At 66.6% G+C, this 24,419-nt stretch carries 16 protein-coding genes and 1 tRNA gene; 9 read left to right on the top strand and 8 right to left on the bottom strand.

The window, feature by feature from the left end; translation table 11 throughout:
- Window positions 1–8 precede the first annotated feature (8 nt).
- A complete protein-coding gene (locus tag EWM63_RS03530; RefSeq protein WP_130190163.1) occupies window positions 9–746 on the bottom strand; it encodes an SDR family oxidoreductase in 738 nt (245 codons plus the stop codon).
- 122 nt (window positions 747–868) lie between these two features.
- Complete coding sequence (locus EWM63_RS03525; protein ID WP_130185306.1) at window positions 869–1,777, bottom strand: helix-turn-helix transcriptional regulator; 909 nt, start codon at window positions 1,775–1,777, stop codon at window positions 869–871.
- 221 nt (window positions 1,778–1,998) lie between these two features.
- Here EWM63_RS03525 and EWM63_RS03520 point away from each other — a divergent pair, with 221 nt between their 5' ends.
- The 5 genes from EWM63_RS03520 (at window position 1,999) to EWM63_RS03495 (ending at window position 7,740) form a co-directional block, all read left to right on the top strand.
- On the top strand, window positions 1,999–3,438 hold the full coding sequence (locus EWM63_RS03520) for an ATPase domain-containing protein (RefSeq protein WP_130185305.1): 1,440 nt from the start codon (window positions 1,999–2,001) through the stop codon (window positions 3,436–3,438).
- The gene (locus EWM63_RS03515; protein ID WP_130185304.1) at window positions 3,326–5,143 is read left to right on the top strand and encodes a response regulator; all 1,818 of its coding nucleotides are present in this window, start codon (window positions 3,326–3,328) and stop codon (window positions 5,141–5,143) included. The genes EWM63_RS03520 and EWM63_RS03515 overlap by 113 nt, the downstream gene beginning before the upstream one ends.
- Before the next feature lie 38 nt (window positions 5,144–5,181).
- Window positions 5,182–5,256: transfer RNA gene (locus tag EWM63_RS03510), tRNA-Val, on the top strand.
- A 655-nt stretch (window positions 5,257–5,911) separates the two neighbouring features.
- A complete protein-coding gene (locus EWM63_RS03500; RefSeq protein WP_130185302.1) occupies window positions 5,912–6,535 on the top strand; it encodes a hypothetical protein in 624 nt (207 codons plus the stop codon).
- Between the two features lie 134 nt (window positions 6,536–6,669).
- Complete coding sequence (locus tag EWM63_RS03495) at window positions 6,670–7,740, top strand: zinc-binding metallopeptidase family protein (protein ID WP_130185301.1); 1,071 nt, start codon at window positions 6,670–6,672, stop codon at window positions 7,738–7,740.
- A 513-nt stretch (window positions 7,741–8,253) separates the two neighbouring features.
- On the opposite strand, the gene EWM63_RS03490 is transcribed toward EWM63_RS03495, so the two are convergent.
- Window positions 8,254–10,362, bottom strand: a complete 2,109-nt coding sequence (locus tag EWM63_RS03490) for a putative bifunctional diguanylate cyclase/phosphodiesterase (protein WP_130185300.1) — start codon at window positions 10,360–10,362, stop codon at window positions 8,254–8,256.
- Window positions 10,363–10,617: 255 nt separating this feature from the next.
- On the opposite strand from EWM63_RS03490, the gene EWM63_RS03485 reads away from it, so the two are divergent.
- A complete protein-coding gene (locus EWM63_RS03485; protein WP_229487707.1) occupies window positions 10,618–13,083 on the top strand; it encodes a hybrid sensor histidine kinase/response regulator in 2,466 nt (821 codons plus the stop codon).
- Window positions 13,084–13,125: 42 nt separating this feature from the next.
- On the opposite strand, the gene EWM63_RS03480 is transcribed toward EWM63_RS03485, so the two are convergent.
- Window positions 13,126–14,064 (bottom strand): LysR family transcriptional regulator, encoded by a 939-nt coding sequence (locus EWM63_RS03480; protein ID WP_371861233.1) that lies wholly within the window; start codon window positions 14,062–14,064, stop codon window positions 13,126–13,128.
- 135 nt (window positions 14,065–14,199) lie between these two features.
- On the opposite strand from EWM63_RS03480, the gene EWM63_RS03475 reads away from it, so the two are divergent.
- Window positions 14,200–15,366 (top strand): mandelate racemase/muconate lactonizing enzyme family protein, encoded by a 1,167-nt coding sequence (locus tag EWM63_RS03475; RefSeq protein ID WP_130185298.1) that lies wholly within the window; start codon window positions 14,200–14,202, stop codon window positions 15,364–15,366.
- A 181-nt stretch (window positions 15,367–15,547) separates the two neighbouring features.
- Entirely contained in the window at window positions 15,548–16,885 is a 1,338-nt protein-coding gene (gene dctA / locus EWM63_RS03470) for a C4-dicarboxylate transporter DctA (protein WP_130185297.1), read from the top strand.
- 57 nt (window positions 16,886–16,942) lie between these two features.
- Here the strand turns inward: dctA and EWM63_RS03465 are convergent, their stop codons facing one another.
- Genes EWM63_RS03465 through EWM63_RS03450 form a run of 4 tightly spaced genes read right to left on the bottom strand, consistent with a single transcriptional unit; the run spans window position 16,943 to window position 23,069 of the window.
- A complete protein-coding gene (locus EWM63_RS03465) occupies window positions 16,943–17,692 on the bottom strand; it encodes a rhamnogalacturonan acetylesterase (RefSeq protein WP_207221236.1) in 750 nt (249 codons plus the stop codon).
- Entirely contained in the window at window positions 17,689–19,533 is a 1,845-nt protein-coding gene (locus tag EWM63_RS03460; protein WP_130185296.1) for a glycoside hydrolase family 28 protein, read from the bottom strand. Before EWM63_RS03460 ends, EWM63_RS03465 begins: the two co-directional genes overlap by 4 nt.
- An 18-nt stretch (window positions 19,534–19,551) precedes the next feature.
- A complete protein-coding gene (locus tag EWM63_RS03455) occupies window positions 19,552–21,672 on the bottom strand; it encodes a glycoside hydrolase family 65 protein (protein WP_130185295.1) in 2,121 nt (706 codons plus the stop codon).
- On the bottom strand, window positions 21,669–23,069 hold the full coding sequence (locus tag EWM63_RS03450; RefSeq protein ID WP_130185294.1) for a glycoside hydrolase family 28 protein: 1,401 nt from the start codon (window positions 23,067–23,069) through the stop codon (window positions 21,669–21,671). Before EWM63_RS03450 ends, EWM63_RS03455 begins: the two co-directional genes overlap by 4 nt.
- Before the next feature lie 300 nt (window positions 23,070–23,369).
- Here EWM63_RS03450 and EWM63_RS03445 point away from each other — a divergent pair, with 300 nt between their 5' ends.
- Entirely contained in the window at window positions 23,370–24,299 is a 930-nt protein-coding gene (locus EWM63_RS03445; protein ID WP_130185293.1) for a GntR family transcriptional regulator, read from the top strand.
- Window positions 24,300–24,419: the final 120 nt, after the last annotated feature.

Here is a 24,419-nt window from a genome sequence, read left to right as displayed (position 1 = left end):
GCAACGGATCAGCGGTTCCAGGTATCGATCGTGATGCGGCCCAGGTGCGGCGTGGCCAGCGGCACGAGCGACAGTTCCTCGACCTTGCCGCCGAAGTACAGCGCCGTATCGTCCCGTTCCACCGTGCGCGGGTCGCCCACCACCCGCAGGTGGCGGCGCACGATATCGTCGAACGGGGCGCGTTCCGGGCCGGCGATTTCCACGACGCCGTTGCGCGGCGCCTGCACCGCGAAGCCGGCAAGGAGTTCGGCCACGTCGTCCGCTGCGATCGGCTGGAACTGGCCGCCTGCTACTCTTACCGTGCCGCCGGCCGTGCTGCCGTCGGCGATGCCTTTCACGAATTCGAGGAACTGGGTCGAACGGACGATGGTGTACGGGACGCCCGAGCCTGCAACGAGCCCTTCCTGCACGACCTTGGCCGCGAAGTAGCCATTGCCCGGCATGCGGTCCGCGCCCACGATGGACAGCACCACGTGGTGGCGCACGCCGGCCCGCCGTTCCGCGGCCAGCAGGTTGCGGCCCGACGTTTCGAAGAAGGCGCGTACCTCGGCCGGATCGAACGTGGGGGCGTTCGATACGTCGATGACCACGTGCGCGCCGGCCAGCGCATCGTCCAGCCCTTCGCCCGTGACGGTGTTCACGCCCGTGCTGGGACCCGCGGCGCGCACGGCATGGCCGGCTGCTTTCAGCAAAGCAACCGTTTTCGAACCGATCAAGCCGGTGCCGCCGATGACTGCGATGTTCAGTGCGTTCATTTTTGATCTCCTGGAAGGTTCCCGCGGTGTGCAGGGTTGAAGCCATCTTAGGCTTCGGGCCGGCAGCCGGCTTTCCGGAAATTGCGGCGGCTGTTCCATTCTTGCGGCGGCCGTCAGGCGGCGGCGCGGAAGGCGGACGGCGTGGAGCCCGTTACCTTGCGGAAACTGGAAGCGAACGACGACGGCGTCTGGTATCCCACGGCCAGGGCGATGGTGGTGATGGGCGTGCTGCGGTCGGCAAGCAGGCGCTTGGATTGGGCGATGCGCAGGGCCGTCAGCCATTCGTGGGGCGTCTGCCCCGTGGCCTGGCGAAATGCCGTGACGAAGTGGAAGCGGCTCAGGTCGACCAGTGCGGCCAGGTCGTCGAGCCGGATTTCCTGGTCGAGGAAATCGCGCATGTAATTCGTGACCCGTTTCACCTGCCAGTCCGCGAGGCCCTTGCGGGCTTGCGGGGAGGGGGCCGCCGCGCCGGCCGAATGAGCGCGGATGAGCTGGGCGCATAGCAGGTCGAGCGCCTGCTCGGCGAACAGCGAGGACGACGCATCGCCGCTGGCCGCTTCATGGCCGAGCACTTCGAGGATGCGCGCGGCGACGGCATCGTCCGCGCAGATCCGGCCCACCAGTTCCACGGGCCGGCCCTTCGCGAACGTGTCGGCGGCCGCCTGCAGGCGCTCGTTCGTCAGGTACACGTGCGACACCTCGATGGGACCTTCCACGTCCCACTGGCCATCCTGCCCTTCGGGAATGATCGTTACGGTGCCCGGGCGGGTGCGGGCGCGCAGGTGACGGCCCTCCTGGCGCCAGCCGGCATCCTGGGCCGCGCCGTAATACGTCATGACTACATGGGTTTCCATGGCCGGCAGCGCCGCGTGGAATTCGCCGTGGCTCCAGCGCTGCGTGAGGCGCGTGCCGCCGCGGAGCACCTCGGCGCCGAACCGGGGCGGCGCATCGAGGATGCCGCCGATGGCGTCCGCCGCATCGTGCGTCCGCGCGCTGGCGCCGGACTGTGGTCTGTCGTTCATCGAGCCCCTGTCATTGGTCCTGCTGGCTGGTCCGTCCCGAGGGAGTGTAGAAGCTTGTGACATCTTTGCCAATGGACAGGGTCGCCATTCATCCATGAAGTAACCAATATTCAATTGTGCGTTAGAAAATATCGGTTCAGCTAAAATCGGTCGAAAACTTGCACAGAGTGCGCCACAATTTCCGGTCGACAGCCCGGCACAATTTATTCAGGCCAACGACCATGACGGTAACGAAACGCATTCCCACCGGTATCCCCGAACTTGACGCCGTATTGCGCGGCGGCCTGCTGGATGGCCGCATCCACCTGATCGAGGGCCGCCCCGGCACCGGCAAGACGACGATCGGCATGCGGTTCCTGATCGCCGCCGCGGCGGAAGGGCAGGGCAGCCTGTATGTCACGTTGTCCGAAACCGAGGAGGAGCTGCACGCCACGGCGGCCAGCCATGGCTGGTCGCTGGACGGCATCCGCCTGTTCGCGCCCGACCTGCTCGAAGCGCAGGAATTCCATGAACAGACGATCATGCTGCCGAGCGATGCCGAGTTGTCGCAACTCGTCGATGCGATCGCCGGCGAGGTCGAGCGAAGCGGCGCGACCCGCGTGGTGATCGACTCGATGGCCGAGATCCGGCTGCTGGCGCACGACAGCGCCCACTACCGGCGCCAGATCATCACGCTGCGCAACCGCCTGGCGCGGGCCAACGCCACCGTGATCCTGCTCGACGACCTCACGGCCATGAACCATGCATTCGAACTGCAGAGCGCCGTGCACGGTGCGATCACGCTGGAGCAGCGCGACCGCCCGTATGGCGCCGGTTACCGTACGCTGAAGATCGTGAAACTGCGCGGGGCCGACTACCAGAGCGGCTGGCACGATTTCGCGATAGAGCGCGACGAGGTGCTGATCTTCCCCAGCCTGATCGCCGAAGAGCACCGGCGCGACTACCAGCCCGGGGAACTCCTCAGCGGCGTGGCCGGGCTGGACGACATCGTGGGTGGTGGCATCATCGATGGCACGTCGACGATGATCGTCGGCCCGGCCGGCGTGGGCAAGACGACACTGGCGCTGCAATATGCGCTGGCGGCGGTGCGCGTCGGCGACAAGGCCGCCTACTTCGTGCTCGACGAAGCGGAGATGACGCTGCGCTCGCGCATGATCGCCCGCTTCGGCATCCACGATGAAACAGGCGAACCGCGCGGGCTGCTGATCACGCGCATCAACCCGTCGCGCATTTCCGCGGGCGCCTTCATCTGGCGCGTGCGGCGCAGCGTGGAAGACGACGGCGTGCGCATCGTGGTCATCGACAGCATCAACTCCTATCTGGACCTGGTGCGCGAGGAAAGCACGCTGCTGCTGCAGATGAATGAACTGTTTTCCTACCTGGCGAACATGGGCGTCATCGCCGTGATCGTGGGCGCCCATTCCGCCGCGCTGGACACGACACGCGAGCCGGATGCGCTGTCGATCATCACCGACAACGTGATCGCGCTGCGCTTCCACGAAGCGCACGGCATCATGGACAAGGCCATCAGCGTGATGAAGAAGCGCCATGGCCGCCATAGCCATGAAGTGCGCGAGTTCCGGCTGGTCGAAGACGGCATCGAGGTGGGCAATCGCGTCGACGATGCCGGGCCGGACAATGCAACGCGGCTCGCTCACTGACATGCATGTCGTCGTGTACGCGCCGGTGGGCCGGGATGCCGACGTGCTCGGCACCATGCTGGCCGCAGTACACCTCGAGGCGGTGGTCTGCACCAGCGCCGCCCAGTTCAGCGCCGCGCTCGACGACAATGCCCTGCTGGCGATCGTGACGGAGGAGGGCTTGATGCGCTGCCCGGCGGACCAGCTGGCCGCGCAGCTGCGCAGCCAGCCGCTGTGGTCCAACATCCCCATCATCGCACTGGCCAATGCGGACGCGGTGCTGGTAGGCGGGGCTGCCGGCGTGCTGGAAAAGCTCGGCAACGTGACCCTGATCGCGCGCCCGTTGCGGCGCGACGGCCTGCTGCTGGCCCTCATGTCCGCGCACCGTACCCGGCTGCTGCAATTCCAGGTGCGCGACCAGCTCGTCCAGCTGAGCCAGCACGCGGCGGAACTGGAACGGCGCGTGGACGAACGCACGGCCGCGCTGGCCCACGAAGTGCGCGAACGCCGGCAGGTGGAAGCCACGCTGACCGAGGCACGCCGCCTCGAATCGCTGGGCCGCCTGACGGGCGGTGTGGCGCACGATTTCAACAACCTGCTGCAGGTGATCTCCGGCGCCACGCAGGTCATCCGGATGCTCGGCCGCGACCAGCCGCAGTTGCAGAAGCCCCTCGACAGCATCGCCCGCGTGACCGACCAGGGAGCGCGCCTGACCCAGCAACTGCTGACCTTTGCCCGCCGCCAGCCCATGCAGGTGACCGCCGTACAGCTGGACGAGCACGTGCATGCCGTCGCCCAGCTGCTGCGCCATTCGCTGGGCAAGCGCATCACGCTGTCGATCGATATTCCCGCCACCCCATGGCCGGTGGAGACGGACCTGGCGCTGCTGGAAATGGCGCTGCTGAACCTGGCGATCAACGCCCGCGATGCGATGCCCCACGGCGGCAACGTGGTCCTTTCGGTGCGCAACATCGACCTGCCCGCGGCCGACCTGCCCGAGCTTTCCGCCTTGCGCGGGCAATTCGTGGAAGTGGCGCTGCGCGACGAAGGCACCGGCATGCCGGAAGCCGTGGCGCGGCAGGCCTTCGAACCGTTCTTCACCACGAAGCCGCTCGGCAAGGGCACCGGCCTGGGCCTGTCGCAGGTGTATGGCTACGCGCAGCAGAGCGGCGGCACCGCCTACCTGCGTAGTTCACCCGCCGGCACCCTCGTCGCCATCGTGCTGCCGCACCGCGGCGAATCCCGGCTGGCGCAGGCCGCGCCGGCAACGGACGAGCAGGAGAACGATCTCTTCGCCGGCCTGCGCGTGCTGTGCGTGGAAGACGATGCGCTGGTGGCCGAAGTGGCGGTGGCGCTGTTTTCCGCGCTCGGCTGCACCGTGTGCTGCGCGGGCAACGCGGAAGAGGCGCTGCAAAGCAACCTCGACGTGATCGACCTCGTGTTCTCGGACGTACGCATGCCGGGCGCCTTCGACGGCATCGAAATGGCGCACCGCCTCGCCCGCAGCCATCCGCGCTTGCCGGTCGTGCTGGCCAGTGGCTTCATCGGGGAGCCGGACCGGCTGGCCGGGTTGGCTTCCGAGTTCGTCCGCAAGCCGTATACGACGGAGATGGTGGTTACCGCCGCCTCGGCGGCACTAGCCCGGGTGCGGGGCGGGGCGGCGATGTCGCTGCCCGCTATGGGTTCGACCGCGGATATCCGATCGGCGCAGCGCAAAGAGGGTTGACGGTGCGCAAGGCGCTCACTATAATCATGCCTCTTTCAGGGAGGTTAGCTCAGGGGTAGAGCACTGCATTCACACTGCAGGGGTCGCAAGTTCGAAACTTGCACTTCCCACCAGGATTCGTCGAAAAGGCCCGCAACGTGAGTTGCGGGCCTTTTTGTTTTGTCCGGACCGGGGTTGATCTGCAAACCGGACTGCTTCACTGTCGAGGCGACGGGCGGCCACGCGTGTTGTAATTTTTACCCAATCGGACGAATAAGTTTTCCGCCGGAGTCGTTTTCGCCGGAGCGGCTGCATACTGCAAGCAGCAGGAGCGCGCCGTACCCCGCACGCCAGGGTCTTCCCGTCGCGCGTTCTTGCTGCACCACGTCACTGCAAGGCCTCTTCTGTGATTGGAGTTACAGATGGCAATCCGCATATCGATCGCGCTCGCAATGGCACTATGCCTCGGAGCCCCTGGCGCCCTGGCGCAGGATGCCGCCCCTGGCCCGGTCGCCCCGGCTCCGCTTCCTCCAGCCCCCGACGCCGCAGCGCCTGTTCCTGCGCCGGCACCGTCCGAAAAGCCAGTCCGGGTGCTACCACGGCATTTGAATTTAAAGGAAGGCTGCCCCACCTGTGCCGCTGTCCGGGATCCATCGCGGCCGAAAATCGGACTGGAACCGAAAACGACGGGCGCGGCGGCTTGCCGCGCCAAGGGGCGCGTGTGGGACACGGCGAACCGGAAGTGTCTGCGAAGCGGCGGCTGATGCATCGCTCCTGCCTGGTTTTCCGATGAAGGCACCCTTCAGGTTATGGCTGCAACGCCTTCTGCTGCCGGTGTTGTTCGGTTGCCTGCTATGGCAGCCCTTGCCGGCTGGCGCTGCCGAGCTCGAGCTCGCAAGTTTCGAGCAATGCCGCGCAAAACCGGTGGCGTGTTACCAGGATGTCGCGGAAATACGGCGGGAACAGCTCGCGAGCGAACGCGAGCGTTTGTTCGTCGCCGTCGAGCGGGCGGAATTCGAGGATTACGAGCAGGCCAGGAAGCACCGCGCCTATACGTTGTGGGGGCAATTCTTCCAGGGCTGGATCCTGCTGCTGATCGGCATCGTCATCGTCGGCGTCGGCATCGTGATGAGCTGGCAGCAGATGGTCAGGGGCCTGCAGGATGGCGCCAGCCTGGACAACGCGTTCGAACTCGGGCGGGACGGCGTGCGGCTGCGCTCTCCCATCGTCGGGCTGTTCATCTTCGGCGCGTCGATCTGGTTCTTCAATACCTACATCGACAAGGTCTATACCCTTACCCTGCTGCGCGAGGAAGTGCAGGCCGAGGCTGCGCAGCCTGCTGCGGCGCAGCCCGCGGAAGAGGACCCGGCCAGCGATGCCGATGGCAAGGCGACCGATGGCGCCAAGCCTTGACAGTACGGCGGCATCAATCCGGAACATGCCCCGCGCACGATTGCGAGGCATTGTCCGACACGAACCGACGAGTGACGAATTTGCAGTTATATTTTTGGTAATTGCAAACACCAACCTCTTCGTCAACCCGGCCCATGAAAACCTTCCACTGCGACAAATGCTCCCACCAGGTCTTCTTTGAAAACACCGTCTGCCTCAACTGCGACAGCATGCTCGGCTACCAGCCCGCGCGCCGCAGTATCAGCAGCTTCGAGCAGGTCGACGACACCCAGTGGCGCAGCCTGAACCGCAAGGACAAGGGCAAGCTGTACAAGCAATGCGGCAACTACGTGGCGCACAACGTGTGCAACTGGATGCTGCCGGCGGACGACCCGCACGAGCTGTGCGAGTCGTGCCAGCTGACCGTCGTCATTCCGGCGTTGTCCACCGAAAAGAACCACATCCTCTGGTGCCGGCTGGAAGCAGCCAAGCGCCGGCTGCTGTTCTCGCTGGCGACATTGCACCTGACGCCCGTGCCGAAGGCGGTGGAGCCGGAGACGGGCCTGGCGTTCCAGTTCCTCGAGGATGGCGTGAGCGACCAGACCGTGATGACCGGCCATGCGAACGGCCTGATCACGCTGAACATCGCCGAAGCCGACCCCGCCGAACGCGAACGCACGCGCGAGCAGATGCACGAGCGCTACCGCACGCTGCTGGGCCACTTCCGCCACGAGAGCGGGCATTACTACTTCGACCGGCTGGTGGCCGGCAGCGCCTGGATCGACGAATACCGCGAGCTGTTCGGCGACGAACGCGAGAGCTATGCCGATGCCCTCAAGCGCCACTACAACGAAGGCCCGCCTGAGGACTGGGAGTCGCGCTTCGTGAGCACCTATGCCAGTTCCCATTCGTGGGAAGACTGGGCCGAAACGTGGGCCCACTACCTGCACATGATGGATGCGCTGGAAACGGCCCATGCGTGCGGCATGTCGCTGCATCCCACCCGGCCGGACGAGCCGTCGCTGGAGATCCCGGCCCCGCCGATCAGGAACGACACCTTCCAGGAAACGCTGGACGAGTGGTTTGCCCTCACCTATGTGCTCAACAGCCTGAACCGCAGCATGGGCATGCCCGATTCCTATCCGTTCAAGCTCAGTACCCCCGTGCTGGCCAAGCTGGCGTTCGTGCACAAGGTCGTGCGTGCGCAAATGAAACAGGCGCGCTGACGCACCACGGGGGAGCATGCGCCGCACGGCCACGGCAGGTTCGTGGCTTGCAAATAAAATCTTCCGTGCCCGCAATTGCGCGTACACTGGGCTGGCTTGCTCCGGCCAACAGAACGGGCACACAGGCTCGCGAATGCCTCCGGGCCAGTGATCCGCGCGCTGCCCGGCGGCGCGCGATCGCGAAGCCGCCCGCCATGTGCGGGCAAGCCTCTCCGCCGCGTCATCCGGCCCGGCGGCCATTCTTCCTTTGGAGTGCAACATGTGTCCCACTCGTCTGGTCGTCGCCTTGTCGGGCGCCGGGAGCTTCCTCGCAACGTCTCCCGCGGCCGGTGCCGCGATGAGCATCCGATGAACAAGACCATGGGAGCACTGTTCGTGCTTGCCGCCGCGGTGGCGTGGTTCCTGTGGCCGCGCAACGCCTATCCGAACCAGCCCGTCCCGCGGCGCCCGTCGTCACGGTGGCGGCCACGCCGGCCTGACGAGGGCAACGCTGCAAAGGCGGCGGGCGTGGCGTCACGCTTGCGCCGGCTGCGACAGGAACGTTCGTTCGAAGGCGTCGGCCGACAAGGCGTGGCCATAGTAGAACCCCTGTCCCTGCGCGCAGCCCGCCAGCGACAGGAAACCCGCTTCCAGCCCCGTTTCGACGCCTTCCGCCACGGTGGGCAGGCGCAGGCTGCCGGCCAGCGCGATCACGGCGTGCAGCAAGGCCTGCCTGCGCGGCTGCGCATGATCGATGCCATGCACGAAGCTGCGGTCGATCTTCAGCACGTCGATCGGCAGGTCGGCCAGGTAGGAAAGGCTCGAGTAGCCTGTGCCGAAATCATCGATGGCCAGCGACAGGCCAAGGCCTTTCAGGCGGTTCAGGATGCCGGCCGACTTGTCCATGTCCTCCATCACCGCCGATTCCGTCAGCTCGAGCTGCAGGGTGGCCGGATCCAGGCGCGCGTCGGCGATGTGCCGTTCGATATGATCGGCAAACGCGGGGTGCCGCAGTTCGATCGCGGAAACGTTGATGGCGATCGTGCCCGGATCGAGCCCGCTGGCCAGCCAGGCGCCGGCTTGCCGGACTGCTTCGGCCAGCACCCACCTGCCCAATGCCACGATCTGCCCCGATTCCTCGGCGCTGCGGATGAATTCCACCGGGCTCACCCAGCCCCATTGCGCATGCCGCCAGCGCAGCAAGGCTTCGCAGCCGCACAGGCTGCCATCGGCCAGCCGGATCTTCGGCTGGTAAAACAGTTCGAAGTCGGCCGCCGCGAGGCCGGAGCGCACGCCGTCTTCCAGCTGCTTGCGCTGCATGGCGCTGGCCAGCATGTCCGGCACGAAGAACCGGTAGGCGTCGCGCCCGGCCGCCTTCGCGGCGTGCAGGGCCGTGTCGGCATGGTGCAGCAGGGACCTGCTCGTGGTGCCGTGTTCGGGATACATCGCGATGCCGATGCTGCAGCCGATATGCGCCTCCGCCTCCGGGAGCTCGTAGGGCAGGGCGATGGCGGCCAGGATCCTGTCGGCGGCGCGCGTGGCATCCGCGCGGCTCGTTCCGGGCGCCATCAGCACCACGAATTCGTCGCCGCCCTGGCGGCTGACCTGGTCGACCGCGCGGAAGCAACCACGCAGCCGGGCCGCCACGGCCACCAGCAACGCGTCGCCGGCGGCGTGGCCCAGCGTGTCGTTGACCGACTTGAACCGGTCCAGGTCGAGGAACATCACTGCCAGCGCCAAGGTCTTGTCCTGCGCCTCGAGCAGGGTGCGCTCCAGGTGGCGCTGCGCCGCGAACCGGTTCGGCAGGGCGGTGAGGAAATCGTGCCATGCCAGGTAGTCGACCTGTTCCTGCAAACGGTGAGCATCCGTGATGTCGTGGAAGACCATGACCCCGCCTATGACCGCGCCGGCGTCGTCGATGATGGGCGACGTGGAATCGTCGATGACGATCTGGGTGCCGTCGTTGCGCAGCAGGATGGATCCCCTGGGCAGGCGCCTGACTTCACCGGTGCGCAGGGTTTCCAGCAGCGGGTGGGATATCCATGCAAGCGTGGCGCCATCCTGCAATCGCATCACCTCGGTGATCGGCATGCCGAGCGCCTCTCGCGGCGTGAGCGCGACAAGGCGCAGGGCGGCCGCGTTCAGGTAGCGCACATTGCCGGCGCTATCCGTGCTGATGACGGCATCCGTGATGGCGTCGAGCACCGCGCCGCGTTGGCCGCCGCCTTCCGTGGCGCGCTGCATGCGGCGCGCCGCAGTGACGATGCATTGGAACATCTCCCAGAGCAGGCGGTGCGGTGCGAATTCCAGCGCGATGTGGGCAACCACGGGATCGGCGATGGACTTGTCCGGGCCGTGGTACCGGTCGGCGGCGGCACTTGTGGCGCACAGCATGATGACGGGAGTGGCCCCGTAGTGCAGCGCCAGCGCCGCGGGCAGCGTGCCGCCCCGGCTGCGCTGGCCGCTCGCGTTCAGGAGGATCAGGTCGGGAACGGGCCGGGGCACGACGCGCAGGGCCTCGGCAAGGCTGGCGGCGTGGAGGAAGGCCAGGCTGCCGGGCGGACCGCGGTGCGCGCGCCCGACTGGCGCGAGCAGCTCCCGGTCGCGCGGATCGGAAGAGACGACGAGAATCTGCATGTCCATCGACTTCCTTTCCGCGGCGCGGAGCACCTTTCATGACAGTACCATACACGGCCCAGCAGCGCGGCAACACTGTCCGGCAATCGTCCCTGCCGGGACACGCGATCTGTCCGCGGTGCCCGGTGCCCTTGTGTGATAATTGGCGGGGAAGTTTCATGATGGTGCCGACCCTGAAAGAATCGCTCATGCAAGACCCACTCATGCACGCCCCGCTCATAGCGGCCGCGGCCCCTTCGTCAACCCGACGGTCTGGCTGACTTGCAGGCCCCGCAGACCCTGCTCGCCGGCGACGGCACGGTGCGCGCCCTGTTGCGCGACCGCGACTGGTCCGCATTCCCGTTCGGCCCGCCGGATCGCTGGCCGCCGGCGATCCGCGCCGTGATCGACATGGTGCTCGGCTCGTCCGCCCCGATGAGCTTTTTCTGGGGCCCGGACTACCTTTACTTCTACAACGACACCTACGCCCGCATCCTCGGCGACCACCACCCGGCGGCCCTGGCGCGGCCGTTCTGGGAAAGCTGGGAGCACCTGCGCGAAGGGTTCACGCCGATCCTGGCCGAGGCGCAGGCCGGCCGGGCATGCACGCTGACCGACCTGCGTTTCACGGTCGTGCGCAACGGCGTGCCGGAAACAACCTACTTCAGCTATGCGCTGTACCCGGTTTTCGGCGCGGACGGCGAAGTGGTGGGCATCCTCAATCCCGCCACCGACAGCACGGCGGCCGTGGTGTCGAACCGCCGCCGCGAGTTCCAGCTGCGCCTGGGTGACCTCATCCGTTCGCTGACCGACCCTGGCGACGTCATTGCCGGCGCCAGCGCGCTGCTCGGCGAATTCCTCGACGTGGACCGGGTCGTGTACCTCACGGTCGATGACGAGGGCAGGGCCGGCAGCATCGAGCGGGACTGGACCAGCGGCCGGCTGCCGTCGATGGCCGGGGCTGCGGTGGACCTGGACGATTTCGGCGCCTTCGCCGTCGAAGGCGCGCATGCCGGCAGGCCCCTGGTCGTCAGCGATGTCGCCGCCGACCCGCGCTGCGCGCCGCATGCCGGCGCCTATGAAGCCATCGGCGTGCGCGCCGTGCTGGCCGTGCCGCTGATGAAGAACGGGCGCCTGCATGTGCTGCTCAACGCCCACGATTCGCGCGTCCATCGGTGGACGAATGCCCAGTTGGGCATGGTCGAGGACATGCTGGAACGCACGTGGGCGGCGGTGGAGAGTGTGCGGGCCCAGGCGGAATTGCGCCGCGAACGCGACCAGAGCGAATACCTCTTCGACAACATGGCCGAAGGCTTCGCCCTGCTCGACAGCGAGTGGCGCATCCTGCGCATGAATGCCGAAGGCCTGCGCCTCACGCACCAGACGCTGGCCGGCGTGATCGGCCGCAGCCATTGGGACCTGTGGCCCGACCTTGTCGGCACGCCGGTCGAGAAGCTGTACCGGCAGGTGCGGGACGAGCGGCAGTCCGGCATGATCGACATTCCCTACACGCTGCCGTGCGGCGACATCTGGATGGAGGTACGCGCCTATCCGGCCCTGGAAAGCGGCCTCGCGCTGTTCTTCCGCGACGTTACCGCGCGCAAGGTGGCCGACGAAAAACTCCGGGAAGCGGACCGCCGCAAGGACGAGTTCCTCGCCATGCTCGCGCACGAACTGCGCAATCCCCTGGCGCCCATCAGCGCGGCGGCGGAGCTGCTGCAGCTGGGCAAGGTCGACGAGGCGCGCGTGCGGCAGACCAGCCAGATCATCGGCCGCCAGGTGCGCCACATGACGAGCCTGGTCGACGACCTGCTCGACGTGTCGCGGGTCACGCGCGGCCTGGCCGAGCTGGACATGCAGCCGCTGGACATGCACCGCATCGTGACCGACGCGGTCGAGCAGGTCACGCCGCTAATCCGCAACCGCCGCCATCACCTGGCGCTGGAACTGCCGCCGGATGCGCCGCTGGTGATGGGCGACCGCAACCGGCTCGTGCAGGTGTTCGCCAACCTGCTCAACAACGCGGCCAAGTACACCCCCGAAGGCGGTCACATCGGCCTGCGCACGGAGGTGCGGCCGGGCGGCGTGGTGTTCCACGTGACCGACACGGGCATCGGCATGGCGCCCGAGCTGGCGGCCCGCGCCTTCGACCTGTTCACGCAGGCCGAGCGTTCGTCCGACCGCTCGCTGGGCGGTCTCGGTCTCGGCCTGGCGCTCGTGAAAAGCCTCGTGCACCTGCACGGCGGCACCGTCACATGCGCCAGCCCCGGCCTGGGGCAGGGCAGCACGTTCACCGTGAGCCTGCCGCGCCTGGCCGCCGAAGAGGGGGGCGGCGCGAAAGCGCCCGTGGAAGAACCGGCGCCCCCCAGCGGCGGCGGCGCCCTGCGCATGATGGTGGTGGACGACAACGTGGATGCCGCATCGATCCTGGCCATGCTGCTGGAAACGGCCGGGCACGACGTCATCGTGGAATACGACGCCCGCGAGGCGCTGGCGCTGAGCGGCATCGGCCACTGGGACGTGTTCGTGCTCGATATCGGCCTGCCGGGCATGGACGGCAACGAGCTCGCCCAGCGCCTGCGCGCCCAGCCCGCAACGGCCGGCGCGACCCTCATTGCCGTCACGGGCTACGGCCAGGAAAGCGACCGCGCGCAGACGAAGGCCGCGGGCTTCGACCACCACCTCGTCAAGCCGGTCGATATCGACGACCTGTTTGCGATCCTGGCGCGGATCGGCGAGCGGGGCTGACGGACCGCCGATGGCCCGGCCGCAATACATGGCGGCGCGGCTTCACGGTCGTGCCTTGCGGGAACGGACTTTCGACGGGATGTGCTCCCGCACGCTGCCCCGACCGTCGACCGCCGCCTTGAAATGGTCCGCGAGGAAGTCGATGAACGCCCGCGCGCGCACCGGCAGGTTGCGGCGTTCGGGATAGTACACATACAGGTCCGCCGACGGCAGCTCGAAGTCCGGCAGCACGATGCGCAGCCGGCCGCTGTCGAGATACTTCGCCAGGTCCCATTCCGAGCGGATCAGGATGCCGTGCCCGTCCAGCGCCCAGCCCAGCACGATGTCGCCGTCATTGCTCGACAACATGCCGTGTACCTTCACCACTTCGCTGTGTTCATGGTGCAGGAAGCGCCAGATTCCGTAGGCGTCGTCGTTCTGGCGGTGAATGATGCAGCGGTGGCCCGCCAGGTCCGCCAGCGTGCGCGGCGTGCCGTGGCTTTCCAGGTAGGCCGGCGATGCGCACAGGAAGCGCCGGTTCGACATGATGCGGCGGGCGTTGAGGCGCTTGTCGGGCAATTCGCCGAAGCGCACGGCGAGATCGAACCCGGTGTCCACCAGGTCGACGGGCCGGTCGGTCACCTCGACGAGCACCTCGACTTCCGGATAGCGTTTCGCGAACGCGGACACCAGCGGTGCGATCGACGTGCGGCCGAAGTTCAGCGTGGCATTCACGCGCAGCAGGCCGCGCGGCACCGCGCGCCCCTGCGAGACGGCATCTTCCATCTCCCGCACGTCGGCCAGGATCCGCGTGGCGTGTTGAAGGTAAGTCTCGCCCTCGCTCGTCAGGCTGAGGCTCCGGGTCGTGCGGTTCAGCAGACGCACGCCGAGGCGCGATTCCAGGGTCGCCAGCCGCTTGGTCGCGGCCGGCGGCGTCAGGTCCACGGCCCGGGCCGCCGCCGCAAGGCTGCCCAGCCGGGCGATCAGCACGAACAGCTGCATGTCCGATGTGGCGTCATTCTTCACTTGTTTTCACTTTTGAAGTCAATTCCTGGAAATTATAGACCGCCTTTTCACGATTAACCTGTGAGTTCCCGATACCTGTCGCAACACACAACACGCTTCCAGGAGACCCGCATGAGAATCGTAGAAATCCGTGAACAAACCCTGCCGATCAGCTCGCCGATCCGCAATGCCTACATCGACTTCAGCAAGATGACGCTGAGCCTCGTCGCCGTGATCACCGACGTGATCCGCGACGGCAAGCCGGTCATCGGCTACGGCTTCAATTCGAATGGCCGCTATGGCCAGGGCAAGCTGATGCGCGAGCGCTTCATCCCGCGCATCATGGAAGCCGATCCCGCCTCGCTGGTCGACGATGCCGGCACCAACCTCGATCCGCACAAGATCTGGAACTGCATGTTCACCAACGAGAAGCCGGGTGGCCACGGCGAGCGCTCCGTGGCGATCGGCACGATCGACATGGCGGTGTGGGATGCGGTGGCCAAGATCGAAGGCAAGCCGCTGTTCCAGCTGCTGGCGGACCGCTACGGCAACGGCAAGCCGGATCGCAAGATCTTCGTGTACGCCGCCGGCGGCTACTACTATCCGGGCCAGGATCACCAGAAGCTGAAGGACGAGATGCGCAGCTACATCGACCGCGGCTACACGGTGGTCAAGAAAAAGATCGGCGGCGCCTCGCTGGACGAAGACCTGCGCCGCATCGATTCGATCCTTTCCGTGCTGGGCGATGGCCAAAAGCTGGCGGTCGATGCCAACGGCCGCTTCGACCTCGATACCGCCATCACCTATGCGAAGGCGCTGTCGCAGTACGACCTGTTCTGGTACGAAGAGCCGGGCGACCCGCTGGACTTCGAGCTGCAGGCCACGCTGCGCAATTACTACAAGAACCCGATGGCCACCGGCGAAGACCTGTTCTCCATGCAGGATGCGCGCAACCTGATCCGCTATGGCGGCATGCGCGCCGACCGCGACTGGCTGCAGTTCGACTGCGCCCTGTCTTACGGCCTGGTCGAATACCTGCGCACGCTGGACATGCTGCGCGAGCACGGCTGGTCGCCGAGCCGCTGCATCCCGCATGGCGGCCACCAGATGTCGCTCAATATCGCGGCGGGCCTGGGCCTGGGCGGTAACGAATCCTACCCCGACCTGTTCCAGCCGTTCGGCGGCTTCCCCGACGGCGTGGCCGTCGACAATGGCTACATCACGATGCCCGACCTGCCGGGCATCGGCTTCGAAGGCAAGGCGGACCTCTACGCCGAAATGCAGAAGCTGTCGGCCTAGCCCGACCCGGGCTCCGCGCCCGGCCATGCCGGCAACGTCTCCATAGAAGAGGCGTGCCGCGCAAGCAATCCAGTCGACAGGGCAGCCACCATGGCAGCCGCCGCAGGCGGCGTTGCCACGGCCGCGCCTGCCCATCCGCAGTCCGGAACGCCGTACGAAAAAATCGCAACAGGAGACAGCCATGCGATCCACCTTCTTCGTCAAATCCCTTTCCAAACTCTATGTCCAGGTCCTGGTCGCCATCGTCGTCGGCATCGCCCTCGGCCATTTCATGCCGGACCTGGGCAGCCAGCTCAAACCCCTCGGCGACCTCTTCATCAAGCTGATCAAGATGCTGCTGGCGCCGATCATCTTCGCCTCCATCGTGGTCGGCATCGCGCGCATGAACAATGTCCACGAGGCGGGGCGCGTCGGGCTCAAGGCCGTGCTGTACTTCGAGATCGCTTCCACGTTCGCCCTCGTGATCGGGCTCGTCGTCGTCAACGTCTTCCAGCCCGGCGCCGGAATGAACATCGACCCCGCGCACATCGACGGTTCATCGGTCGAGACGTATGCGAAGAGGGCGGAACAGCAGGGCGGCGCATTCGACTTCATCCTGAACATGGTGCCGCACAGCGTCGTGGGCGCCTTCGCCGCCGGTGAAATGCTGCCGATCATCTTCTTCTCGCTGCTGTTCGCCATCGCGCTGGCCCGCGCCGGCAAGGCGGTCGAACCGTTCGTCGACATGCTCGACCAGTTCCTGCAAGGGATGTTCGGCGTCGTGCGCATCGCCATGTACGTGGCGCCGCTGGGGGCCTTCGGCGGCATGGCCTTCACCGTCGGGAAATACGGCATTGGCACGCTGGCCTCGTTCGGCCAGCTGATCCTCTGCCTGTACCTGACCTCGGCCGTGTTCATCGTGCTGGTACTGGGCCTCGTCATGCGCGCATGCGGCCTGTCGCTGTTCAAGTTCATGCGCTATATCCGCGACGAGATGCTGGTCACGCTCGGCACGGCGTCGACGGAAGCGGTGCTGCCGCAAATGCTCGTCAAGCTGGAAAAGCTGGGCATTCCCAAGCCGGTCGTCGGCCTGGTGCTGCCCACCGGCTATGCGTTCAATGCCGACGGCACGGCGATCTACCTGACGATGGCCTCGATCTTCATCGCCCAGGCCATGAACATCGACCTGACCTTGTGGGACCAGCTGGTGCTGCTGGGCGTGCTGCTGTTCACCTCGAAGGGCTCCGCGGGCGTCGCCGGTGCCGGCTTCGTGGCACTGGCCGCCACGCTGGCGTCGATGCACAAGATTCCCGTCGAAGGGCTCGTGCTGCTGCTGGGCGTGGACCGGTTCCTGAACGAGGCCCGCGCGGTCACGAACCTGGTCGGCAACGGCGTGGCCACGGTCGTGGTGGCGCGCTGGGAAAAAGCCATCGACATGGACCAGGCCAGGGCCGTCCTCGATCGCGGCAAGGCGTTCGGCGAGGACGCGCCCGCGACGGTACTGGAACCGGTGGTGCCGGTCGCGCGCATGGGACAGTGATTGGCGCTGCCTCACCGGGGGGCGCAGCGATGGATTGCCGCCCGAGCGTGAGGTTTTTTACTTCAGGTAGGGAGCGATCGCCGGCACCTCCCGCGCCAGCTGCCTGCCCACCATGGCGCCGAACAGCGCCGCGCCCTTCGGCCCCAGGTGCGTCCAGTCGAACTTGCTCTTCACCTTCGCGCCATCGGGGGAGGGCGGCGGTGGCGGCGCTTCCGCCAGCGTGTCCGCCTCGGCCGGGCCCATGGCCTGCACGGCCGCGGCGCTTGCCGTATTCAGGTCCAGCACGGCAACGTTCTCGCGGGCGGCAGCCCGCTTCGTCGCGGCACCCCAGGGCGCCAGCGTGTCGCGCAGCCAGGCGCCCTTGAACGTGCGCCGCGTGAGCGGCGTGACGAGTACCGGCACGCCGCCCAGCGCACGCACGTCGGCGGCATAGCGCGCCATATTGGCCGGGAACTCGGTGACGAGATCCGTCGCATGCCGCTTGCCCGGCTGGTCGTTGTGGCCGAACTGCACCAGCACATACTGCGCGCCGAAATGTCCACCATCCTGCAAGAGGTCCAGCACCTTGTTCCAGCGGCCTTCCGCGCGGAAGCTCTTCGAGCTGCGCCCGTTCGCGCCAAGGTTCACGCACGTGACTTCGGGCCGGAAGTGGGCGCACAACCCGTCGCCGTAGCCATTGCCGGGGGCAACGGTGGAATCGCCCACGAGGATCACGCGGATCGGCGGCAGGGGCGCAGTCGTGCCCACCGCGGCGGCGCTGGCCGACAGCATCAGCGCCGCCAGCATCCATGCCTGTCGCACTCTCATCCCGACAGCTTCCGGTTGACGACTTGCCCGCCGATCGTTACGTTCGTGAGCGCCACGTTTTGCGCATTGTGCAGGTAGACGGGCTCCTTGCCGTTGCGCGGCGTGCCGAAATCGCAATCGGTGATCGTCACGTTCGTGACCGGCACGATGGCCGTGCCGGCCGGCCCATTGAAGCTCGACGCCACTGGGCCGAGGATCAGCACGGCCTGCCAGCACGAGAACGCGCCGTCCGCCATCTTCGCGTTCCCAGCGCGCAGCCTCGAGATGTGGATGTCCGACACCTGCGGCGGCCGGGTGCGCACGCCGTCGTCGCCGGCCGCGTAGTTGCAGTCGATCGTCACGATGGCGCCGCTGCCGGTCGCCAGCCCCTTGAAGGCGTTGGTCGCATCGGGCGGGGCGGCCTTGCGGGCGCGGGCATCCACGCCGTTCGGCACGGTTACGTCGCGCACGTACAGGTGGCGCAGGAAGCCGCCGCGGTTCATGTTCGTCTTCAGGCGGATGGCGCTGCGCAGCGGGTCGGTGGCCCAGTAGGCGTTGCGGAACTCGATGCGCTGGGCGTACACGTGCTCGATGCCGGCCGCCATCTCGCTGCCCAGGGTCACGCCGCCATGGCCGCTGTTCATCACGCAATCCTGGATCACCACGTTGCGCGTGGGCCCGAGGTGCGTGTCGAGGTTCTTGCCCGACTTGATCGCGATGCAGTCGTCGCCCGTGTTGAACGTGCAGTGTTCGACCAGTACGGTATCGCAGGATTCCGGATCGAAGCCGTCGTTGTTCGGCCCCGTGCTTTCCATGTTGACCCTGGCGAAGCGCACGTTGCGGCAGTCCACGGGATGGTGCAGCCAGAAGGGCGAGGCCACCACGTGGTAACCCTCCAGCAGCACGTCGCTGCAGCCGATCAGCTCGATCATGCAGGGGCGCAGGTAATGGCCGATGCCGAACACGCGTTGCGGCACTGGCACGGCCGCTTCGGACAGGGCCGGCAGGTAGCGGGTATCGCCATTCCAGCGCGGGTGCGTGCCCTGGATCAGCGCACGCTGTCCGGCCGTCAGGCCCGGCGCCACGGTCTCCAGCGGCAGGTTCAGCGGATTGACGCTGCCGGCATTGACCTTGCCTTCCTTGCGGTCGATCCAGTCCCACCACGGGCCGTCGCCCGCGTCGACGTGCACGCCGGCCTGGCCATTGAGCACGCTGGTGCCATCCTCGCCGGTCAGCGCGATGTTCGTCTGCCTGTACGCGTAGACCAGCGGGCAGTAGTTCAGCAGGTCATTGCCCTGCCAGCGCGACCGCACCAGCTTGCCCGCCTTGCCGCAGTCGATGTCGCCGTATTTCGCGTAGTCGGCCGGGTCAGCGCTGAAGTAGATCTGAGCGTTGGCCGCCAGGTGCACGTGGACATTCGAGCGCAGCACGATCGGGCCCTTGCAATACCAGCTGCCGGCCGGGATCAGCACGCGGCCACCGCCCGCGCGGCTGGCCGCGGCAATGGCGGCGGCGATGGCGGGATAGCAGTCGGGGGAGCCCGGGGCGGGCGTCTTGACGTCCGTGATTTCGGTGCGCCACACGAGTTTCGCCGGCACCAGCGCGCAGCTTGCCGCGCCGAACGCGGTGATCAAAAAGTCTTCGGTGCGGAACGCCAGGGGGCGCGAGCAGCGGTCGGCAATCTGCTGCGCGCGTTGCCATGGGTCCGCCGAGAACTGGGGCTTGACGGGAATCGCCGCCGCCAGCGGGAGGGCGCCCGTGGCCAGCAGCGCGGACGTGGCGCGCAGCAGGCGGCGGCGCTGCGGGCTGTGTTGCAGGCTATGTTGCGGGCTGTATTGCTGGATGTTGTCTGGATTGGTCATCTGTCGTTGCTCGTCATTTCAAGGCAGTCTTGCAAAACCCTCGGCGCGCACGACCCAGGTGCCATCCGTGGGGAATCCCGGCGTGGCCCGCGTGTTGCCATCCCAGCCGCCCGCCATCAGCGCCACGGCGGCCAGCAGCGAGCCATTGCCGGGCAGGTAGACGGGCAGCCGTTTGTTCGGGTTGTGGCCGGCCTTTGTATAACCGTTGTTCGGGCCATCCGATTTCAGCAGCACGCCGACGGCCAGCTCGGGCGCGTCCAGCCGGGCGGCCGTCATGGCAATCATCGGGTAATCCCAGCCCCAGATCTTGGTTTGCCAGTCCCATGTCGCCAGCACGGCGTCGAGCGTGTTGCGCATGACCTGGCGGTCCACGCCATCGCCCGGCAACTGGCCCAGCGCCATCAGGAACGACGGGTGGTCGTGGCGGCTGTCCACGTTGTCCCAGGTGTCCGGGTTCGATTCAATCGCCACGTACTTGCCATCCTTTTGCGGCAGCTTCGACAGGTTCGTGCGCCGCTGCTCCCAGCCGGCATCGCGCGGCATGCCGAGCCGTTCGCGCCACTGCTGGGCGATCTCCAGCCCGCGCGCCCAGTAGCTCAGCTCATAGGTCGGGTTCATGCTGGTGGCCTGGTCGTAGATTTCCTGGGCAATCCACAGCGGTGGGCCGAGCACGTAGCGTTTGTTCTTCTCATCCCAGTTCAGCATCGAGGCCATGCAGTCCGCCGTGTCGAACACCAGCTCGCGGTAGCGTTCCAGCGTTTCCTTCGTGGGATTGGCGCGGTACAGCAGTTCGGCCAGGTGGATCGGGTGCGGCTGGTTCCAGATGATCAGCGGGTTGCCGCCCGGGCTTTCGCGGCCGCCGGGGCCCGTCATCTTCATCCAACGCGCGCCTTTCAGGCCGCGTTCGGCGGCCACGTTGCGGGCCACCGGCAACGTGCGCTGGAACCACGTGAGCGTGCGCGCCGTGAAGTCGGGGCGGCCCCACAGCGCGAAGTGGGCCGTGTGCCACCACACCATTTCCGTGTGGTGCTTGCCGTACCAGGTCGATGTCGTCAGCCCGCTCTCAGAGGCCGGCATCTCGTCGCCCAGCTGGATGGCAGTCAGGTATTGCGACAGCACCACGCGGCGTTCCAGTTCGGCCGCGCGCGGATCGGTGCTGCCTGCCAGGTCGATGGCGGCGCCGCTGCGCCAGAAGCGGTCCCAGTGCGCGCTGCTGGTGGCGAACACGGTGGCGGCATCGGGCGACGGCGCGGTGCCGTCTTTCGCGAACGACACTGTCAGTTCCAGCGTTTCGCCGGATCGCGGGGTGATCTCGAACACGTGCGGGCCCGGCTGGCTGATCGTCAACGGTGCGGCGCTGGCGACCGTCATCGCATAGCGGGCGGTATCGCGCCTGTGCTCCACCACGAGCTTGCGGCTTGTCTTCTCGAGCACTGTCGACTGGTGGCCTTCCGGGTGCGACCAGTCGAGCGGGGGATTGTGGTGGGCACCGGGCCGGTAGCCGTAGGGCAGGGCGATGCGCACGGCCACGCGCTTGTTTGCCAACAGCGGCGAGCGGATGCGCAATGCCAGGGTGTCGCTGTCCGGGCTGACTGCGCTGGTGACGCTGACCGCTTGCCCCAGCAATCGCACGCGGCTGTCCAGCTGGCCCTTCCACATGTCGAGCCGCTGGTCGACGTTCGCGACGTCGGCCGGGGTGATGGCCCGCGCATCGGTACCCGTCATGACGAAACCGATCTGCGGCAGCGGGTGGATGTGCGGATTCTCGCGCAGCCACTGGCCGGCGGGGATCTTCGTGTTCATCGGATAGCCCACGGTGCGGCCCCAGGCCGTGTACTCGCGGTTCACGTCCGACAGCTTGTAGCCGTTCGGGTTCGCGTGCTCGTGCCACGACCAGCGTGCGCCCGTTTCGGTCGGCGTGCCTTTTTCGTGGTAATGGTCGGGCAGCGTCTGCAGGCCGGTCACGTCGGCCGTGAAGGCGAAGCGCCCGTTGCCCACGCTGAGCGGCGACATGGGGTCGATGCCGGTCATGTGCGGGTTGTGGCGCTTGACGACGGCCTGGCGGTCGATCGGTGCCGCGTGGGCGCCCGCGACGGCGGCCAGCAGGGCCAGGCAGGGGAGGCAATGTCGCTTCATCATCCTTCCTTCTTCACCGGTGGGGGAGCATCGCGGATGACGAATGTGCCGGTTGGCAGGCCGTCCACCTTGCTGGCCGTGCCCACTTCCACGGGCGCTTCGGCCGGGATGGCCAGCTTCGTGTTGGTGAAGCGCCAGTCCCGCGCCTCGCGGAGATAGCCGCCGCTCTTCGCCTCGATGTCGATGCCGTCGAACGTGAAGCGTTGCAGCGGCGCCTCGGCGATGCCGGCCACTTCGAACGCGCTCTTCGCGCCGGTCGCCTTGATGTTCCAGATCTTCACGTCGCTGAAGCGGGCAAGGCCCTTGTCCTTCGGCACCGGCGTGGCCATCACCTTCCAGTGCGGCGGCACGTTCTTCTCGCCGGGCGGGATGGCGGCGTAGCTGTAGTTCGGATTCCAGTTCATGTTGATGCGCAGGACGATGGGCGTGCCCTTCATCGTGATGTCGTGCAGGCGCAGGTTCTCGCCGAAGCCGCCGCGCGTGTGGGCCGACTTGAACAGGATGCCGACGGGCGTGTTCTCGTCGAACGTCATGTTGTAGGCCTCGATGTTGCGGAAACCGCCCGACGTTTCGCTGCCGAACGTGATGCCGCCCTTTGAGGCGCGCACGATCACGTCGCGGATCACCACGTCCTCGGTCGGGCGGTTCACGCGCAGGCCATCCGCATCGCGGCCGGCCTTCAGCACCACCGCGTCGTCGTTGACGGAAATGTCGGCGTTGGCCACCAGCACCTTGCGCGACGAGTCGATGTCGATGCCGTCCGTCGACGGTCCCTTGCCATCCTCGTTGTTGCGGATCGTGACGCCATCCACCGTGATGTCGGACGAATAGCACACGTGCACCGTCCAGAAGCCGGCGCGGCGCATCAGCAGGCCGCCACCCACCTTCACATCGGACGAATCGAACACCTGCACGAGGCGCGGGCGCTTCGCATCGTAGTCGGATGCCCAGCGCAGGCCGCGCGGCTGGTAGTCCTTGCGCAGCGCCCAGTAGTAATCCCAGAACGGCTTGCCGTCGCCATCGATCGTGCCTTCGCCGGTGATGGCCGCTTTCTTCTGCTGGTAGACGTTGACGAGGGCCGCCGGCCACGTCATTTCGATGCCGGCGATCCGGGTGGGCATCATCGGGTAGTCGTCGATGTTGCGCGAGCCGAGCAGGGTCACGCCCTTGTCGATCTTGAGCGTGACGCCGGTCTTCACGAAGATCGAGCCCGTGAGATACGTCCCGGCCGGGAAGACCACGGTGCCGGCATCCTTCGCCGCCGCGTCGATGGTCTTCTGGATGGCGGCCGTGTTCATCGTCACGCCATCGCCCTTGCCGCCGTAGTCGCGCACGTTGAAGTCGGCCGCGCCGGCGTGCGCGGCGAACAGCAGGGAGGTGGCAAGGATGGAAAGTCGCATCGTGGTCGTCCTGGTTCTAAATAAATAACGGACTTCAGTGTAGCGATCTTTTATTCGTCTGCGCGCCGCTGGTTCACTTGCTCAATAACGTGACCATTTCATCACCGCAAAACTGGGGACGTACCCCTGTTTCTAGGAAAAACTGGGGACGTACCCCTGTTTCAAGGAAATCCGGAGAAGTGTCTTGTCGCAGCTCCGCGTGAACGGAAAACTTTCCGCTAAACAGGGGTCCGTCCCCGGTTTTGCTGTCGCTGCAATAAAGCCGGGATATAATTTATTCAATACCATATAAGAGACGCCATGGCCCGACCACCCCTCGTCTTCAAGCGCAGCACGAACCTGCTGCTGGACCACCTTGACCACCATGTGGCGGTCGGCGAACCGCTGCCGACCGAGCAGCACATGGCCGAACTGGTCGAGGGCAGCCGCACCGCGGTGCGCAGCGTGCTCGCGCACCTGCATGCGCAGGGCCTGATCGGGGACATGAAGGAGCGCCGCCTGCTGCGCAAGCCGCGGCGCAACGATTACTTCGATATCGCGGAACTGCAACCGGGGTCGGACCGCATCCGTGAGGTGCTGATGGAGCGCATCTACCAGCGCGACATGCCGCCCGGCGCGGAATTCTCGGAAGCGGAACTGGCGCGTGCCTCGGGCACGGGCACGATCAGCGTGCGTGAGTTCCTTATCGAGTTTTCCCGTTCCGGCCTCATCGAAAAGAAGCCGCGCGGCGGCTGGCGGCTGTGCGCATTTGACCGCTCGTTCGCGATGGAGCTGGCCGACGTGCGGCAGATGTTCGAATTCGCCGCGCTCGACCAGTTCGCCCAGCTGCCGCCGGACGACCCGGCCTTCGCGCAACTGAACGAGCTGATCGCGCGCCACGAGCAGCTGGGTTCCGTGATGCCGGCCCGGCACAAGGATTTCCCCGCCCTCGACCGCGACTTCCACACCTTCCTCATCGGGCTGCTGCACAACCGCTTCGCGAAAAGCCTGTATGACGTGGTGTCGCTGGTGTTCCATTACCACTACCAGTGGGACAAGGACGAGGAACAGACCCGCAACCAGTACGCGGTGCACGAACACCTGGACGTGATGACGGCGCTGGCCCGACGCGACTTTTCCGGCGCCCGCGAAGCCATGCGCATCCACCTGAATTCCTCGCGCAGCACGCTGCTGCAGGGCATCCGCGCGCGGGAGCAGAAGGCCCGGCCAATGGCACGCTCCAGAGGCTGAGCTGGTATCAAAACAACACCGGGGAAGTTCCTAATGCCGTTCAGCGAAGGTAACTCGATGAAGCCCGCGGCGCCAGCGTATCGGTGTCTGACACCGGTTTTCGCATGATGTCGCCGATTT

The sequence above is a fragment of the Pseudoduganella lutea genome (genome assembly GCF_004209755.1).
Classification (GTDB): Bacteria; Pseudomonadota; Gammaproteobacteria; order Burkholderiales; family Burkholderiaceae_D; genus Rugamonas; species Rugamonas lutea.
This window is presented reverse-complemented; position numbering and strand designations above follow the sequence as displayed.

Excerpts from the sequence above, each read along its gene's own strand:
- EWM63_RS03455 (WP_130185295.1), bottom strand. The coding sequence starts at position 21,672 with ATGATGAAGCGACATTGCCTCCCCTGCCTGGCCCTGCTGGCCGCCGTC.
- EWM63_RS03450 (WP_130185294.1), bottom strand. The coding sequence starts at position 23,069 with ATGCGACTTTCCATCCTTGCCACCTCCCTGCTGTTCGCCGCGCACGCC.
- EWM63_RS03515 (WP_130185304.1), top strand. The coding sequence starts at position 3,326 with ATGGCCGCCATAGCCATGAAGTGCGCGAGTTCCGGCTGGTCGAAGACG.
- EWM63_RS03465 (WP_207221236.1), bottom strand. The coding sequence starts at position 17,692 with ATGAGAGTGCGACAGGCATGGATGCTGGCGGCGCTGATGCTGTCGGCC.
- EWM63_RS03460 (WP_130185296.1), bottom strand. The coding sequence starts at position 19,533 with ATGACCAATCCAGACAACATCCAGCAATACAGCCCGCAACATAGCCTG.
- EWM63_RS03480 (WP_371861233.1), bottom strand. The coding sequence starts at position 14,064 with ATGCAGCTGTTCGTGCTGATCGCCCGGCTGGGCAGCCTTGCGGCGGCG.
- dctA (WP_130185297.1), top strand. The coding sequence starts at position 15,548 with ATGCGATCCACCTTCTTCGTCAAATCCCTTTCCAAACTCTATGTCCAG.
- EWM63_RS03490 (WP_130185300.1), bottom strand. The coding sequence starts at position 10,362 with ATGGACATGCAGATTCTCGTCGTCTCTTCCGATCCGCGCGACCGGGAG.
- EWM63_RS03520 (WP_130185305.1), top strand. The coding sequence starts at position 1,999 with ATGACGGTAACGAAACGCATTCCCACCGGTATCCCCGAACTTGACGCC.
- EWM63_RS03445 (WP_130185293.1), top strand. The coding sequence starts at position 23,370 with ATGGCCCGACCACCCCTCGTCTTCAAGCGCAGCACGAACCTGCTGCTG.
- EWM63_RS03500 (WP_130185302.1), top strand. The coding sequence starts at position 5,912 with ATGAAGGCACCCTTCAGGTTATGGCTGCAACGCCTTCTGCTGCCGGTG.
- EWM63_RS03475 (WP_130185298.1), top strand. The coding sequence starts at position 14,200 with ATGAGAATCGTAGAAATCCGTGAACAAACCCTGCCGATCAGCTCGCCG.
- EWM63_RS03495 (WP_130185301.1), top strand. The coding sequence starts at position 6,670 with ATGAAAACCTTCCACTGCGACAAATGCTCCCACCAGGTCTTCTTTGAA.
- EWM63_RS03525 (WP_130185306.1), bottom strand. The coding sequence starts at position 1,777 with ATGAACGACAGACCACAGTCCGGCGCCAGCGCGCGGACGCACGATGCG.